The 14903-nt window shown below is 70.6% G+C and carries 13 protein-coding genes; 4 read left to right on the forward strand and 9 right to left on the reverse strand.

The genetic code is table 11. The features are described from left to right. Window positions 1-155: 155 nt before the first annotated feature. The 3 genes from modA to ACFV6H_RS18035 all read right to left on the reverse strand — a co-directional run bounded on the left by modA (window position 156) and on the right by ACFV6H_RS18035 (window position 2814). Window positions 156-977 (reverse strand): molybdate ABC transporter substrate-binding protein, encoded by an 822-nt coding sequence (gene modA / locus ACFV6H_RS18025; RefSeq protein WP_385543104.1) that lies wholly within the window; start codon window positions 975-977, stop codon window positions 156-158. Between the two features lie 185 nt (window positions 978-1162). Continuing rightward, window positions 1163-1558: a molybdopterin-binding protein gene (locus ACFV6H_RS18030; protein WP_384791048.1), complete on the reverse strand. Its 396-nt coding sequence runs from the start codon at window positions 1556-1558 to the stop codon at window positions 1163-1165. 71 nt (window positions 1559-1629) lie between these two features. Further along, complete coding sequence (locus ACFV6H_RS18035) at window positions 1630-2814, reverse strand: methyltransferase (RefSeq protein WP_385542798.1); 1185 nt, start codon at window positions 2812-2814, stop codon at window positions 1630-1632. A gap of 374 nt (window positions 2815-3188) precedes the next feature. Between ACFV6H_RS18035 and ACFV6H_RS18040 the strand changes: the two genes are divergently transcribed. Continuing rightward, complete coding sequence (locus ACFV6H_RS18040; RefSeq protein WP_384984283.1) at window positions 3189-4586, forward strand: DUF2252 domain-containing protein; 1398 nt, start codon at window positions 3189-3191, stop codon at window positions 4584-4586. On the opposite strand, the gene ACFV6H_RS18045 is transcribed toward ACFV6H_RS18040, so the two are convergent. Together ACFV6H_RS18045 and ACFV6H_RS18050 are read right to left on the reverse strand one after the other, a co-directional pair. After that, the gene (locus ACFV6H_RS18045) at window positions 4520-5104 is read right to left on the reverse strand and encodes a hypothetical protein (RefSeq protein ID WP_385542802.1); all 585 of its coding nucleotides are present in this window, start codon (window positions 5102-5104) and stop codon (window positions 4520-4522) included. The genes ACFV6H_RS18040 and ACFV6H_RS18045 overlap by 67 nt on opposite strands. A gap of 47 nt (window positions 5105-5151) precedes the next feature. After that, entirely contained in the window at window positions 5152-5898 is a 747-nt protein-coding gene (locus ACFV6H_RS18050; RefSeq protein ID WP_385542805.1) for a DUF4118 domain-containing protein, read from the reverse strand. Between the two features lie 258 nt (window positions 5899-6156). On the opposite strand from ACFV6H_RS18050, the gene ACFV6H_RS18055 reads away from it, so the two are divergent. After that, window positions 6157-6672, forward strand: a complete 516-nt coding sequence (locus ACFV6H_RS18055) for a GNAT family N-acetyltransferase (RefSeq protein ID WP_384984274.1) — start codon at window positions 6157-6159, stop codon at window positions 6670-6672. A 24-nt stretch (window positions 6673-6696) separates the two neighbouring features. On the opposite strand, the gene ACFV6H_RS18060 is transcribed toward ACFV6H_RS18055, so the two are convergent. The 4 genes from ACFV6H_RS18060 to fdh form a co-directional block, all read right to left on the reverse strand. Further along, window positions 6697-7008, reverse strand: a complete 312-nt coding sequence (locus ACFV6H_RS18060; protein WP_385542809.1) for a hypothetical protein — start codon at window positions 7006-7008, stop codon at window positions 6697-6699. Between the two features lie 71 nt (window positions 7009-7079). Further along, window positions 7080-8012, reverse strand: coding sequence for an NrfD/PsrC family molybdoenzyme membrane anchor subunit (gene nrfD / locus ACFV6H_RS18065; RefSeq protein ID WP_385543107.1), 933 nt, complete (start codon window positions 8010-8012; stop codon window positions 7080-7082). 77 nt (window positions 8013-8089) lie between these two features. Further along, complete coding sequence (locus ACFV6H_RS18070) at window positions 8090-9043, reverse strand: 4Fe-4S dicluster domain-containing protein (RefSeq protein ID WP_385542812.1); 954 nt, start codon at window positions 9041-9043, stop codon at window positions 8090-8092. Beyond that, the gene (fdh, locus tag ACFV6H_RS18075; RefSeq protein ID WP_385542815.1) at window positions 9040-12312 is read right to left on the reverse strand and encodes a formate dehydrogenase; all 3273 of its coding nucleotides are present in this window, start codon (window positions 12310-12312) and stop codon (window positions 9040-9042) included. The genes ACFV6H_RS18070 and fdh overlap by 4 nt, the downstream gene beginning before the upstream one ends. A gap of 190 nt (window positions 12313-12502) precedes the next feature. Between fdh and ACFV6H_RS18080 the strand changes: the two genes are divergently transcribed. Then, window positions 12503-13735: an aromatic acid exporter family protein gene (locus ACFV6H_RS18080; RefSeq protein WP_385542818.1), complete on the forward strand. Its 1233-nt coding sequence runs from the start codon at window positions 12503-12505 to the stop codon at window positions 13733-13735. A 494-nt stretch (window positions 13736-14229) separates the two neighbouring features. Further along, window positions 14230-14886, forward strand: a complete 657-nt coding sequence (locus ACFV6H_RS18085; RefSeq protein ID WP_385542821.1) for an LAETG motif-containing sortase-dependent surface protein — start codon at window positions 14230-14232, stop codon at window positions 14884-14886. Window positions 14887-14903: the final 17 nt, after the last annotated feature.

Raw genomic sequence — 14903 nt, forward strand, 5'->3', positions numbered from 1 at the left:
GGGCGGTGGTGCAGCGGGGGCGGCGGTGTGATGACAGGCTTGTCCGGTCCTGAGCCCCGGACAAGCCCTGTCACACAGTGGATGTCTGGCAGTGGATATCGGGATGTCGTCCGACGGTGTGCGGGCCGTGACCGACCGCCCGCGCGCGGAGGGTGTTACGGCTGCTGGAATCCCGCGTCCTGAAGGATCTTCTGCGCCTCGGGGCCGCTGAGCCAGGCGACGAACGCCGCCGCCGCGGCACTGTGCTCGGACGTCTTGAGCGTGGCGGCCGGGTACTCGGCGATGGCGTTCTGCGCGTCGGGGATCTCCACGGCGTCGACCTTGTCGGGCGCGGAGTCGGCGTCGGTCTTGTAGACGATGCCGGCGTCGGCCTCGCCGAGCTCCACCTTGCTCAGTACGGCGCGGACGTTCGGCTCCTCGGAGACCGGCTTCACGGTGATGCCCTGCGCTTCGAGGACCTGACGGCTGTACCGGCCCACGGGAACCTCGGGCGCGGCCAGGACGACCTTCAGCTTCGGATCGGCGAGGTCCTTGAGGTTCTCGACCTTGTCGGGATTGCCCTCGACGGTGGCGATCACCAGCCGGTTCTTCGCGATGACCGTCGGCGCGCCGGTGTCGTCCTTCAGCCCGTCCATGGTCTTGGTGTCGGCGGTGACCAGCGCGTCGGCCGGAGCGCCCTGCTTGACCTGGGCGGCGAGTTCCTGCGAGCCGGCGAAGGAGAACGTCACCTTCGTACCGGGATTCTCCTTCTCGTACGCGGCGCCCGCCGTCTTGAAGACATCGGTCAGCGACGCGGCGGCGAGCACGGTCAGATCCGCCTTCGGCGCGGCACTCTCCGACGCGCCGGCCGTGGAGGCGGCCGGAGAGGCGGAGTCCGCCTTGCCGTCGTCACTGCCGCCGCACGCGGCCAGCGGCAGAAGAAGGGCGGCGGACACGAGCGCGGTGGCGGCGCGGCGCCTGGTGAGGGCGAAGGACATGAGGGTGGACTCCTTTGCGGTACGGGCCCGGAAGGGCACGCGAGCGGACGGGCCGACGACGACGGCCCGTGCGGTGCGGTGGCTCATGCGGGGCGACAGCTCGTGCGGTGGGGTGGCTCGTCGAGCAGGGCACGCCGGAGCGGACCGTGGCCCGTGCGCGATGGCGGCTCGACGGACCACATCGGTCAGGCGCGGTCGATGTGCACGCTCGTGGACTTCACCCGGGCCGTTGCCTCCATGCCGACTTCGAGCCCGAGCTCCTCGACGGCCTCCCGGGTGAGCAGGGAGACCAGTCGGTGCGGTCCTGCCTGGATCTCCACCTGTGCCGCGACATCGCCGAGTGTGACGGCGGTGACGATGCCCGGGAACGCGTTGCGCGCCGAGGTGTACGAGACGTCGTCCTCGCCGTTGCCGCCCTGCGCGACCTCGACGGAGAACGCCGCGAGCGCGCGGCCGTCGATCAGACGGCGACCGCCGTCGTCACGATGGGTCGCGACCCGGCCGGCGTCGGCCCAGCGGCGCGCGGTGTCGGGGCTGACCCCGAGAAGCCGGGCGGCCTGGCCGATGGTGTAGGACTGCATGTGCGACAAGATAGGCCGTTCGCCCTCGCATCTGCAATCCTTGATGCGATGCTCTCTCGCAGATGCGAGGATCAGCGCTTGACGGCCCGCAGGATGACGAACTTGGGATCGCTCGTCACGGTCTCGCAGTTGCCGAAGAGCCGCCGCAGCTTGATGTGGTAGCCGAGATGACGGTTGCCGACGACCCATAGCTCGCCTCCGGGCCGCAGCGCGGCGCGCGAGCCGGTGAACATCCGCCAGGCCGTCGCGTCGGTCGTCGCCTGGTGGGAGTGGAACGGCGGATTGTTCAGCACCAGATCGACCGTCCCGGCCGGCATGTCCGAAAGGCCGTCGCCGAGCAGGAAGTCCGCCGGAGCCGCGACATCGACGTTCTTACGGAAGGTGGCCTCGGCCGAGGCCACCGCCGAGAACGACTCGTCGACGAAGGTCACCCGGGCCGCCGGATTCTCCAGCGCCGCCGCGGTGCCGACCACACCGTTGCCGCAGCCGAGGTCGACCACATGCTCGGGACCGTGGCGGCGCGGGAGATGGCGCAGCAGGAAGCGTGTGCCGATGTCGAGCCGTTCTGCGCAGAAGATCCCCGCGTGATTGACGACGGTACGGCCCGACACGGCGCCGAGCCCGTCGGGCAGCGCGTAGCTGTGCGGCCATGGGCTGGCGGTCCTGGTCCGGCCCGCCGCCGGCTCGCAGAAGATCAGCCGCGCCTTGCGCACCGCGAGCGAGGTCCTGACCGGTCCGAGGATCTGCTCGAAGAGCCTCAGCGTGGAGGTGTGGATCTCGGTGACCCGTCCCGTACCGATGACAACGGTCCCCGGGTGTACGGCCGGTGCGAGCCGGTGCAGTTGGTCCTCCAGCAGCGCCAGGCTCTTGGGGACCCGGATCAGCAGCACATCGATCCGGTCCGGCGGAGTGTCCCTGACGGACCGCAGCCGTACCGCCTCCGTGTCGGCGCCGCCGCGCCGCAGATTGGCACGGGTCGCCCGCTGGGTGAGATACGAGTCGGTGATCTGTACGAGCGGCTCCGCGCGGAGCTGGTCGAGCCGGCGGACGGCGAGCGCGGTGGTCAGGGCGCCCCAGCGGTCCCCGAGGACGACCACGGTGCCCGAGAGATCCGTCGGCCCGGTGTCGCCGTCGGTCCCCGCGAGATACCGCAGCAGATACTCGTCGGCGGTGTCCCACGCGCGTAGCGTGTCGCGCGGCAGCTCGGGAAATCGGGTGAGGCCGAACTCGCCCCAGGGTGTCGTCAAACGGTTCATCGTGTTCTCAGGCTAGGCCCTGTCCGGTCGATCTTCGTGGATCAGCCCGGGGCGTCCGGTGCGGTGCATCGCAAGGCGGAGGATTGCCCGTGTACTGGATGTACTCGGGCAACTCCGACAACGCGGCGAGGTGCCGTGCCGGGCGTTCCGGGCCCACGAAGATCGGCCGGACAGGGCCTAGCCGCCTCACCAGGGCGGCCACGACACAAGGATCATGCGAACGCGCGGTGTTGTCGCCGGTAAGGGCGCTTGTCATGCCCACTGTCAGGACCACCCGAATGCCCGTCCCGCCGGGCCGCCCGCCCGCCGGGACGGAATGCTCGTGCTCAGCAACCGTGCCGCGGCACCCACCACCGGAGCGAGAGGGGCCTTTCATGTTCACCCCCGCCGACCGGGCGGCACGCGGCAGGGCCGCGCGCAAAGAGGCGTCGCGCTCCTCGCACGGACTGTGGATACCGGCGGCCGACCGGCTCGATCCGCTCACCTCACTGGCCCGGCAGACCACCACCCGCGTGCCCGAACTGCTGCCTCTGCGGTATGAGCGGATGGCCGCCTCCCCGTACGCCTTTCTGCGTGGCGCCGCCGCCGTGATGGCCGCCGATCTGGCCACCCAGCCGCGCTCGGGGCTGACCGTGCAGCTCTGCGGGGACGCCCAGCTGCTGAACTTCGGCGCCTTCGCCTCGTCCGACCGCGCCCTGCTCTTCGATGTCGACGACTTCGACGAGACCCATCCAGGACCGTTCGAATGGGATGTGAAACGGCTCGCGGTGAGCATCGCGGTGGCCTCCCGTGACAACGGGCAGTCCGACATCGAGGCCCGCAGGGCCGTCCACGCGGCGGCCGAGGCGTACCGCACCTCGATGCACCGGCTGGCCGGTCTCGGTGAACTCGACGTCTGGTACGAGCACATCGACGCCGCCGACATACTGCCGCTCGTACGCTCGGGCCGGCGCAAACACCTCGGGCCCGACCCGTCGCCCGCCCGGCCGCGCACCACCCTGCGGGCGCTGGAGGAGCTGACCGACATGCCGGACGGCCGGCGCAGGATCGCTCCCGACCCACCGCTGCTCGAACCGGTCGGGCGGCTCGACATGGCCATGCTGCGGCGTATCTTCATCGGCTACCGGTCCACGCTCCCGGAGGAACGGCGGACGCTGCTCGACCGGTACCGCTTCGTGGACGCGGCCCGGAAGGTGGTGGGCGTCGCCGGTGTCGGTCTGCGCTGCCATATCGTGCTGCTGGCAGGACGTGACACCGACGATCAGCTGATCCTCCAGATCAAGGAGGCCGAGCGGTCCGTACTGGAGCCTCATCTCCAGCCGAGCGGCTACGCCCATCAGGGCCATCGCATCGTCGCGGGACAGCGGCTGCTCCAGACGGGGGGCGATCTCTTCCTCGGCTGGGTCACCGGACCCGAGGGCCGTCACTTCTACTGGCGCCAGCTGCGTGACACCAAGGCGTCCATCACGATCGACGATCTGTCACCGTCACTGCTGTACGACCAGGCGTGGCTGTGCGGCCGGGCTCTGGCGCGTACGCACGCGCGCTCGGGCGACCGGATCGCCATCGCCCACTACCTCGGCACCTCCGACATCTTCGACCGCGCCATGGCCGATTTCTCGCTGCGCTACGCGGACCGGAACGCGGCCGATCACGCGGCGCTCGCCTCGGCGCTCGTGGCGGGCCGTATCCCGGCCGGGCACCGTTACGAGGAACGGCGTACCGGATTGACGGCGTCGAACAGAACCACACCGCGCTCGGCGCTCAGATAGAACGTTCCGTCGTAATCGCCCCGGGTCACGGTGGCGTCGAAGTCCGCGCTGGTCCGCCAGTCGCCCTCCGTGGGCATCTCGGACAGCAGGGCCTTCGGCACCGAGGACGGCGGCTGCGACGTCTTCCAGGAGTACCGCTCGGAGATCCCGGCGACAGCGGCGGCGGACAGGGATGCCACACCGGTGAGCCTGATGTCCGAGGGACCGGGCACCTCGGAGCGACCGTCGTTGAGAACGTCGGACACCCAGGATGTTCCGCTGATCTCACCGAACTCCGGAAACCGGTCCCGGATGGGTTTCCGGTCGTGCCGTACGTCGCTCGGCCCGCTCTCGCTCGCCTGCGCCCGCGCCCGGGAGCCCTCCACCGCGGTGTCCGCGGCACCGGCACAGCCGCTCACCACGACGGCGGCGATGACGCCCGCCATCACGCGGCCGAGAATCCCAACCCGCGTCCGCACGGCCGGACCTGCGCCGGGCCGCCGGTGGAGCACCGCACCGCCGTCCTGACCCTCCGCCATGGCTCTCCCGCTGATCTTCGCGCACGCCGGGCGGGGACCAACGTAGCTCATCGGTCCAGGACCGGGCCCACGGTGTCGAGTGCGGCGCCCGCGTCCTCGGCCAGTGTCACCGAGACCTGGCGCACCTGACGGGTCGGAATGAGGCCGGGGCTCGGGCGGAGCATGAAGCGGCCCAGATAGCGGCCGTGGCCGGAGACTCTGATCTCGGTCTCACCGCCCGGCCAGCCGACCCGTTCCAGGTCCCAGGGCCGGCCGTCCACGGCGACCGTGCCGTCCTGGAGCAGCCGGGCCGGATGGCCCAGCAGGGTGCCGTACTCGAAGCGGCAGCCGCGCAGCCGCAGGATCTCCACGAGATGGCGGCTGACCTGGTCCACCACGGCGTCGGGAGAGCCGGTGGAGCGGGCGAGCGCGGCGGTGTCGTGGATCCGGGCGAGCAGGCCGGAGTCCACCACGGTCAGCACACGCAGCCGCCGCGCCCGGACGGCCAGTTGCGATACGGCCAGTCCCACGGCCACCAGCAGGACGGCCGTCGTGATGTCGTTGGAGTCGGTGATGGTGAAACGCTCGAAGGGCCGGGCGAGGAAGAAGTCGAACCACACCGCCGAGGAGAGCGCGGCGAGCGCGCCGGCGACACGGTTGCCCAGGGCCGACACCGCCACGATCACCACGACCAGGATCAGCGCCAGATTGGTGCCCGCCAGATCCGTACGGAACGGCGCCAGCAGCAGCGCGACCAGCAGAGGCGCCGCGAGCGCCGCGATCACGGCGACGCGGTCACGGAGCGGATATGTCATGGTCCACCTCGCTCTGCCTCGTCCGTAGGACCTGGCCTCGTCCGTAGGACCTGCCGTGACACGGCCCGTCAGCCTCTCCAGCCTCCACCCGCGCGGACCCGCCGCGCACGGCAGGCCGCAGGTCTTGACGTACCTCTGCCGTCGGCCGAGGGCCTCTTGACGCGCCCTTGACGGCACGGTGACCTCCAGACGTACGGGACCACGCGGTCCGGTAAAGCACCTGTGGCCGGGACACCGCGCGTGATACGTCTCCATGTCATGGATGATCTTGTGACAGAGCGGCTCGTACTCCATCCGCTGAGTGTCGTGGAGGCCGAGCGCGTCGCGGCCGGCGAGCCCGAGGACGGTGACCGGTGGGCGCCCGGCTATCCCACGGACGGTGACATGGTGGGCGCCAGGCGCTATCTGACGACCTGTGCGATCACCGGCGATCCTCAGCCCTTCGGCGCGTACGAGATCCGTCTGCGCGAGGACGGCCGTGCGATCGGCGGCCTCGGCTTCCACGGCGCACCCGACGAGGATCTCGGTGTCACGATCGGCTACGGGCTGATCCCGTCGGCGCACGGCAAGGGATACGCCTCCGAGGCCGTGCGGGCGCTGCTGCGCTTCGCCCGCGCCCGCGGCATCACCTCCGTACAGGGCGACACCGACCATGACAACACCGCGTCCCAGCGCGTCATGGCCGCGGTCGGGATGCGGCTCGTCTCGCAGGACGAGCGGCTGAAGTACTACCGCATCGAGTTCGACCGGGCCGACGACCGACGGGCCGGGTGATCACCTGGCCCGTCCGGTCGGCGCTCACCCGCGGCGCGGGGCGTTCGTACGGCGACGTGCGGAGGACCCGGAGGAGTATCTGTCGGAGGAGGACCTGTCCGAGGACCATCGGTCGGAGGCCCGGTCCGCGGACCTGTCCGACATCCTGTCCACGGCCCTGTCGGGGACGCTGTCCATGCCGCCGCCCTCGTCGTCTCCCTCGCCCTCGGGCAGGGGCGGCAGTTCGACGGTGTAGCGCGGCTCCAGGAAGATGCCGTGGTGCTGCGGAAGCGCGTTCTGCGCGGACGCGGCGGACGGTCCGCGCGGCGGTTCCTGGCGGGACGGTGAAGAAGGCATGCACAACCGTTCGGAGAGTCGAGCGGCCGCGCGGCCCGAATGCCGATCGACCCGCTGGAGAGGTGTCTACCTCATCCGTCGCCGTCATGCACAACCGCCGCTCCCCTGAGGCCCTCGCGGTCCTTCGCCGCCCGCTGCGGACGCACGGTGTACGCGGGGTCCTCGGCGGAGGCGACACCGGCCGCGAAGACACCGAACCGCGTACAGGCCGAGCCCGCGAGCAGCATGGCACCGCTGCCCACGGCCACCGTACGGCTCCGCCGCCCGTAGAGGGCCGCGCCCGCCGCGCCGGCCACCGTGAGCACCCGGGCGGCGCGCAGCAGCCGTCCCGCGCGGCCCTCGCGGTAGGTCTCGGCGACCGTCCCGAGCCGTCGCTCGGCCGCCGACATGGTGGCGATCTCGCCGACCGCCGCCAGCACGGCGGCGCACCGGGCGGGACCGGTCTCGCGCAACGGCGCGAGGACGAGCGCCATCCCGGACGCGGCGGCCGTCGCCGAGGCGACGAAGACATACGGGAGTTCGCGGTGGACTCCGTGCCAGGCCGGTACGGCGGTGTCCGCGGCGAGCACCGCCGTGTACGCGGCCACCGCGGGCCCGAGCACGGCCGCCGCGCCGGTGGCGGCCGTTCCCGCCCGGGGCAGCCGGCCGGTGGTGGCGCAGAGCGCGGCGGCGCCCGCGCAGGGCCCGTACGCGGAGAGCAGCCAGGAGCCGACGCTCATCGGCGAGGTCGGCTTGAGGACCCGCAGCATGTTCATGAACCGGCCCGGCCGCCCGAGGTCGTTCACGAGCGCGGCGCCCGAGAGCGTGATCGCCGCGAGCGAGGAGACCTTCATCGCCGTCGCCGTGGCCGTACGGCCCGTCAGCTGCGCGCCCGCGGCCAGCACGGAGCCCGCGCCCGCGAGTCCGCCGAGAAAGAAGTAGCCCGCGATGTCACGGGCCGACCAGCCGGGCGCCTTGATGACGGGCCGTCCGTAGTACGAGTCGAACGTGGCCCGGGGCACCATCGGCTCCTCGCCGTTCCGCTTGCGCCGGCGGGCGTCCGAAGTCCTCCCGGAGGCGGTCACATCGTCCATCCCTCTCTTCATGTCCGTCCCTTCCTTCCGGTGAGCGTCCTTCCGGTGAGCGTCCTTCCGGTACGCGTCCTTCCGGTGCGCACGGGGAGCCCGGTCAGCGCGAACGACAGCGCGAAGCCGCCCACCAGCGAGAGCGCGGCCGTGGCCGCGTGCCTCCACATCACCGGCAGATCGCGGGTGGTGACCACCGGGTCCGGAGGCAGCCCGTAGACTTCGGGCTCGTCCAGGAGCAGGAAGAAGGCTCCGTCACCGCCGACTCCGTCCTGCGGATCGTGCCCGTACAGCCGCGCCTCGGTGACGCCCTCCTTGTGGAGCTGGTCGACCCTCAGCGCGGCCCGCTCGCGCAGTTCTTCGAGCTCGCCGAACTGGATCGACTCGGTCGGGCACGCCTTGGCGCAGGCGGGCTCCAGGCCGGCGCCGAGCCGGTCGTAGCACATCGTGCACTTGAAGGCCCTGCCGTCCGAGGGCCGCTGCTCGATCACGCCGTACGGGCACGCGGGGACGCAGTAGCCGCAGCCGTTGCAGATGTCGTCCTGCACGACGACCGTGCCGAACTCCGTACGGAAGAGGGAGCCGGTGGGACAGACGTCCAGACAGGCGGCGTGTGTGCAGTGTTTGCAGACGTCCGACGACATGAGCCAGCGCAGCTCCCCACCGCTCGTCCCGCCGCCGGACACGAGCGGCAGCTCCGTACGCCCGTCGCTCGTCGGCACGGACTGCTCGATGAAGGCCACATGCCGCCAGGTGGAGGCGCCGAGGCCCTGGGTGTTGTCGTACGACATCCCGGTGAACGTCAGTCCGTCCTCGGGGATCGCGTTCCACTCCTTGCAGGCCACCTCGCACGCCTTGCAGCCGATGCAGACCGAGGTGTCGGTGAAGAATCCGACGCGCGGCGGCGCGTTCTCATGGCCCGCGTCACGCGCGGGATCGTGTTCCGGTCCACTGAGCAGATGGTGCGTCACGTCCGCGTCTCCGTTCCGGTCTGTGCGGTGATACCGGCCCGCCTGCGGTACGCGTCGACGAGCCGGGGCAGCTCCGGGCCCCGGGGACGGCGGCCCTCGATGATGTCCGCCGTCAGGGCCTTGTCCTCCTGGATGTGCGCGTTGGGATCGAGGGCGATGGCCACCAGTTCGTTGGCCGCGTCGCCGGTGGAGACGCCGTTGGGACCCCAGTGGAACGGCAGCCCGATCTGGTGGACCGTACGGCCGTGCACCGTCAGCGGTCTGATCCGCCCGGTCACCATCACACGGGCCTCGATGGCGTTGCGCGCGGTCACGATGGTGGCCCAGCCGCCGTGCCGGAGTCCGCGCTCCGCGGCGAGCGCCGGTGAGATCTCGCAGAAGAACTCCGGCTGGAGTTCGGCGAGATAGGGCGACCAGCGGCTCATCCCGCCGGCCGTGAAGTGCTCGGTGAGCCGGTGGGTGGTGACGATGTACGGATAGACATCGGCGCCCGGCTGGTCGCCGCTCGGGTGGTAGCGGTTGCCCTCGCGGACGAGCAGCCGCCGTACGGGAGAGCGCGGAACGGCCGGATACAGCGCGTTGGTGAACGGTGAGTCCTGCGGCTCGTAGTGCGTGGGCAGCGGGCCGTCCTCCAGCCCGTTGGGCGCGAACAGCCAGCCCTTGCCGTCCGCCTGCATGATGAAGGGATCGTCGCCGCGCAGCGCGTCGGGCCCGGTCGCGCCGTCCGGCGGTACATGGCCGGGTGCGCGGTCGGCGATGAAGTCCGGGACGTCGTGGCCGGTCCATCGTCCGCGCGCGCCGTCCCACCAGACATACGCCTTGCGCGCGCTCCAGGGAGTGCCGTCGGGCGCGGCGGACGCCCGGTTGTAAAGGATGCGGCGGTTGGCGGGCCAGGCCCAGGCCCACTCCGCGGCGACCCAGTCCTGCTCGGTGTGCGGCTTGCGGCGGGCGGCCTGGTTGACGCCGTCCGCGTACACACCGCAGTAGATCCAGCAGCCGCACCGCGTCGAGCCGTCGTCCTTCAGCTCGGTGTACGCGCTCAGCGGTGAACCGTCCGCGGCCTGCCCGTTGATCTCGGCGAGCACGGCCTCGGCGACCGGGTCGTCGTAGGGGCCCTCCACCGGATAGTCCCACGTCAGATCCTGTACGGGCCGGTCCATCGGATCGGTGGACGCGGCCAGCTTCGCCTTGACGCGCTTGCCGAGGTGGTACATGAACCACAGATCGCTGCGGGCGTCGCCTGCGGGTTCGACGGCGGCGTGGTGCCACTGGAGCCAGCGGTTGGTGTTGGTGAAGGAGCCGGACTTCTCGGTGTGCGTGGCGGCCGGGAAGAAGAAGACCTCCGTGCCGATGGACTCCGTACGCAGCTCGCCGGTCTCGATCTCGGGCCCGTCCTGCCACCAGGTCGCGGACTCGATCAGCGAGAAGTCCCGTACGACCAGCCAGTCCAGCTTGGCCATGCCGAGGCGCTGGAGACGGGTGTTGGCCGAGCCGACGGCCGGGTTCTCGCCCATCAGGAAGTAGCCCTTGCAGACACCGTCGAGCTGTGCGACGACCGTCTCGTAGGTGGAGTGCGAGCCGGTCAGCCGCGGCAGGTGGTCGTAGCAGAAGTCGTTCCCGGCGGTGGCCGCGTCGCCGTAGTACGCCTTCAGCAGACTGACGAAGTACGCCCGCGCGTTGCCCCAGAAGCCCTTCTCCGTACGGCTCGCGTCGATGTAGGACGCCAGGTCCAGGTGGGCGTGCGCGTGCGGCATCGGCAGATAGCCGGGCAGGAGGTTGAAGAGCGTGGGGATGTCGCTGGAGCCCTGGATGGAGGCGTGGCCGCGCAGTGCCTGGATACCGCCGCCGGTGCGGCCGATATTGCCGAGCAGGAGCTGGAGCACACTGGCCGCGCGGATGTACTGGGCACCGACCGAATGCTGGGTCCAGCCCACGGCGTAGACGAAGGCGCTGGTGCGTTCGCGGCCCGAGTTGGCGGTCAGGGCGTCGCACACGCGCGCGAAGGTCTCGCGAGGAATGCCGCAGGTCTCCTCGACCAGTTCGGGTGTGTAGCGCGCGTAGTGCCGTCGGAGGATCTGGTAGACGCAGCGCGGATGCCGGAGCGTCTCGTCGCGCGCGGGCCGGGCGTCGGCCTTGGGACCGCCGGCACCGTGCGACTCGGCCTGGCCGGCCTCATGGATACGGGCCTCGGCGTGCCGGTCCCTGCCCTGCTGCCTTTGCCGCCTCGGCTGCCCGTCCTGCATCTGTCGGCCGGCGGCGCTCTCGTACTGCCAGCTGGTGCGGTCGTAGTGGCGCAGCTCCTCGTCGAGCCCGGAGAAGACTCCGTCGAGATCCTCGGTGTCCCGGAAGTCCTCACCGACGAGCGTGGCCGCGTTGGTGTAGGCGAGCACATACTCCCGGAAGTCCTTCTCCTCGGTGAGCACATGGTTGATGAGCGCGCCGAGGAAGGCGATGTCACTGCCCGCGCGGATCGGTACGTACAGATCGGCGACCGCGCTCGTACGGGTGAATCGCGGATCCACATGAATGATCTGGGCGCCGCGCGCCTTCGCCTCCATGACCCACTGGAAGCCGACCGGGTGCGCCTCCGCGTAGTTGGAGCCCTGGATGACGATGCAGTCCGCGTGCTGGAGGTCCTGCATGAAGGTGGTGGAGCCGCCTCGCCCGAACGAGGTACCGAGGCCGGCGACGGTGGAGCTGTGACAGACCCGGGCCTGGTTCTCGACCTGGACCACCCCGAGCCCGGTGAACAGCTTCTTGATGAGGTAGTTCTCCTCGTTGTCCAGGGTGGCCCCGCCGAGGCTGGCGATGCCCAGCGTGCGCGCGGTGCGCAGTCCTTCGTGCTCCCACTCCCAGGTACGGCGGCGGGTCTCGACCACCCGTTCCGCGACCATGTCCATGGCCGTCTCCAGATCGAGCGGCTCCCACTGCGTGGCGTACGGACGCCGGTGCAGGACCTGATGGCGCCGGGCCGGGCCGGTGGTGAGCTGGAGCGTCGCCGAGCCCTTGGGACAGAGCCGGCCCCGGCTGACCGGCGAGTCGGGATCTCCCTCGATCTGTACGACACGGTCATCCTTGACGTACACCTGCTGGCCGCAGCCGACGGCGCAGTACGGGCAGATGGACTTGACGATCCGGTCGGCGGTCTCGGTACGCGGCCTGAGCGCCTCCGTACGGGAGGACATCGCGGCCCGGCCGCGCCCGAGCGGATCGGAACCGGTGAACTGGCGGCGGACGGGCCAGTCGTGGATCAGTCTGCGGACACCCATCGCTTCCTCCAGCGTCTGCGTCCCGGGGTCCCGGCTTCGCGGGAAGGCGCTCCTCCAGATTCACCCGGCGCGCCGCGGTCTGCGACCGGTCGGAGTGTCAGGAAGCCCTGCGCCGGGCGTCGCTCAGCCACCCGGCCCTATCGCGGAGCCCGGCGGATCCCGGAGGTCCCGGCACGGGAAGGGACACGTCGTGGGTGATGTCCGAACCTCAGTGAGCGCGCCGGTGGCGGAGTTCGTGAAGCGGCGCCGGGAGCCGGCCGTCGCACAGACGCTGCGCTCCACCGCCGCCGCGACCATCGCCTATGTGGTCGCCCTCCAACTGAGCAACGAGACGGCTCCGCTCACCGCTCCGCTGACCGCCCTGCTCGTCGTACAGGTCACCCTCTACTCGACCCTCACCACCGGCATCCGCAGGGTGAACTCCGTCGTGGCCGGAGTGCTGGTCGCCATCGCCTTCAGCGCGCTGGTCGGGCTGTCGTGGTGGAGTCTGGGGCTGATCATCCTGGCCTCGCTCGTCGTGGGCAGGATCGTCCGGGCAGGTGAGTTCGTGCCCGAGGTCGCGATCAGCGCCATGCTCGTCCTCGGAGTGACACGCGTGACGACCACGGCCTGGGACCGGGTGCTGGAGACACTGATCGGCGCGGCGGTGGGGCTGCTGTTCAACTTCCTGTTCGTGCCGCCGGTGTGGGTCGGTACCGCGGGCGAGTCCATCGAGGACCTCTCCCGCCGGATGCGCCGGCTGCTGCTGCGTATCGGCGAGGGACTGACCGGATCGATCCCGGTGGAGCGGGCGGCGGCCCGGCTGCACGAGGCGCGGCGGCTCGACCATGACATCAGCGAGGTGGACGCGGCGCTGCGGCAGGCGGAGGACAGTCTCAGGCTCAACCCGAGGGTGAGGGAGGGACTGCTGCACCGGGTGGTGCTCCGTACCGGTCTTGACACCCTGGAGATCTGTACGGTCGTGCTGCGCGTGCTGGCCAGAACGCTCACGGATCTCGCCAAGGAGCGTACGGAGGAGGCGCTGTTCCCGCCGGAGGTGGGAAACGCGCTGGAGGATCTGCTCGCACGGGTCGCCGGCGCCGTCGTGAGCTTCGCCGTCCTGGTCACCACGGAGGTGAGCGAGAGCGCGGAGATGGCGGAGGTACGGCTGTCCGAGGATCTGGCCGCGGCGACGAGAAGCCGGGAGCGGGTGGCACGGCTGCTGCTGGAGGGCGTCCAGCAGCATCCTCGTCAGTGGCAGCTCCATGGCGCGCTGCTCGCGAAGATCGACCGGATGCTGGACGAGCTGAACATGGAGAACCGCTCCCAGCGGCTGATGGAGGAGCTGGACCGCGCCTCTCGCGAACAGCGCGAACGACATCCGCGGCTGGCCGCGGCACGGCAGTGGGTACGGCGACGATCGCGGCGCGGCGGCCATGGGTGAAGACGGCCGGACCGGGCCCCGGACCGGATGCCGGCATGGGCCGTGGAACGGCCGCGGGAGCGGGCGGGAGCACGGGTGCGGGAGCAGATCCATTTCCCGCGCGCGCATTCCGAAATCAGGCCGTCACGCTGGCGTGAATCGCTCGCTCTCACGGCAACGAGAAACTCGGGCGCGTTAATTGACGCAAACTTTGCCCAATGTGCAATGGTCCGCACCGCATTCGGGGAAGAGCGCTCGCGTCCACCGTCCAAAACCCGGCGGAAATGGGCGTCATCAGCGATGACACTCCGATCCGGCCTGTCGGACCCGTTGTGATCACGCCATCCCGGCCTGTCCCATTCGCCCGGTGCGCGAACCGCCATCACCCCTCCCACCAGGCACATGAGGTGCGTGGAGAGGCTGAGTTGGGTGGGGCGGTTGATGAGGTCATGGCCGATGGCGGTACTGTGCGCCCGCGCCGTCATCATGGGCGGCGCGGTTATTCGGAGGATTCTGTGACTCAATTCAGCGGATCATGGCGGCGCAGAGGCGCCCTCATAACAGCCGCGACGGCAGGTGTGCTCGCGGTCGGCCTGTCGGCCGCTCCGGCGTTCGCGCACACGCCGACGTGGGACGTGACGTGTTCCGAGGTCAGCCTCGACCTGACCGCCTACGGCAACAGCGACAAGAACACCGTGACGGTCACCGTGGACGGCAAGGACCTGCTGCCCACGGAGAGCTTCAAGAACGAGTTCCACAAGAAGCTCACGCTTCCGGAGCACTCGGACACGCTGGCCGTGCGGCTCGTGGTGAAGGCCGCCGACGGCGAGCGTTACAACGTCGACGACCAGAAGACCGCTCCGGTCTGCCCCGGAAGCAGCCCGGCGCCTTCGGAGTCGGAGTCCACGACTCCGCCGCCGGCGGAGAGCCCCTCCACGGAGGCTCCGTCGGAAGAGGCTCCGACGGAGACCGCTCCCGCCACGCCGACCGAGGAGCCCACCAGCTCCGAGGAAGCGCTTCCCTCGTCGCAGCCGAGCCCCGCCGGGGACAACCTCGCCGAGACGGGCTCTTCGAGCGCCACGCCGATGATCGCCGGAGCCGCCGCTGTCGTGGTGGTCGCCGGAGCGGGCATCATGTGGGCCGCGCGCAAGCGTCGTACCGTACAGAACTGACCTGACGCTCCACGCAC

Origin of the sequence: Streptomyces sp. NPDC059743 (assembly GCF_042732975.1) — a bacterium.
GTDB lineage: Bacteria > Actinomycetota > Actinomycetes > Streptomycetales > Streptomycetaceae > Streptomyces.

What these genes read in the sequence shown, in the direction of transcription:
- ACFV6H_RS18060 (WP_385542809.1), bottom strand. Translation starts at nt 7,008, where the DNA reads ATGCCTTCTTCACCGTCCCGCCAGGAACCGCCGCGCGGACCGTCCGCC.
- ACFV6H_RS18030 (WP_384791048.1), bottom strand. Translation starts at nt 1,558, where the DNA reads ATGCAGTCCTACACCATCGGCCAGGCCGCCCGGCTTCTCGGGGTCAGC.
- ACFV6H_RS18055 (WP_384984274.1), top strand. Translation starts at nt 6,157, where the DNA reads ATGGATGATCTTGTGACAGAGCGGCTCGTACTCCATCCGCTGAGTGTC.
- nrfD (WP_385543107.1), bottom strand. Translation starts at nt 8,012, where the DNA reads ATGGTGCCCCGGGCCACGTTCGACTCGTACTACGGACGGCCCGTCATC.
- ACFV6H_RS18035 (WP_385542798.1), bottom strand. Translation starts at nt 2,814, where the DNA reads ATGAACCGTTTGACGACACCCTGGGGCGAGTTCGGCCTCACCCGATTT.
- ACFV6H_RS18040 (WP_384984283.1), top strand. Translation starts at nt 3,189, where the DNA reads ATGTTCACCCCCGCCGACCGGGCGGCACGCGGCAGGGCCGCGCGCAAA.
- ACFV6H_RS18050 (WP_385542805.1), bottom strand. Translation starts at nt 5,898, where the DNA reads ATGACATATCCGCTCCGTGACCGCGTCGCCGTGATCGCGGCGCTCGCG.
- fdh (WP_385542815.1), bottom strand. Translation starts at nt 12,312, where the DNA reads ATGGGTGTCCGCAGACTGATCCACGACTGGCCCGTCCGCCGCCAGTTC.
- modA (WP_385543104.1), bottom strand. Translation starts at nt 977, where the DNA reads ATGTCCTTCGCCCTCACCAGGCGCCGCGCCGCCACCGCGCTCGTGTCC.
- ACFV6H_RS18045 (WP_385542802.1), bottom strand. Translation starts at nt 5,104, where the DNA reads ATGGCGGAGGGTCAGGACGGCGGTGCGGTGCTCCACCGGCGGCCCGGC.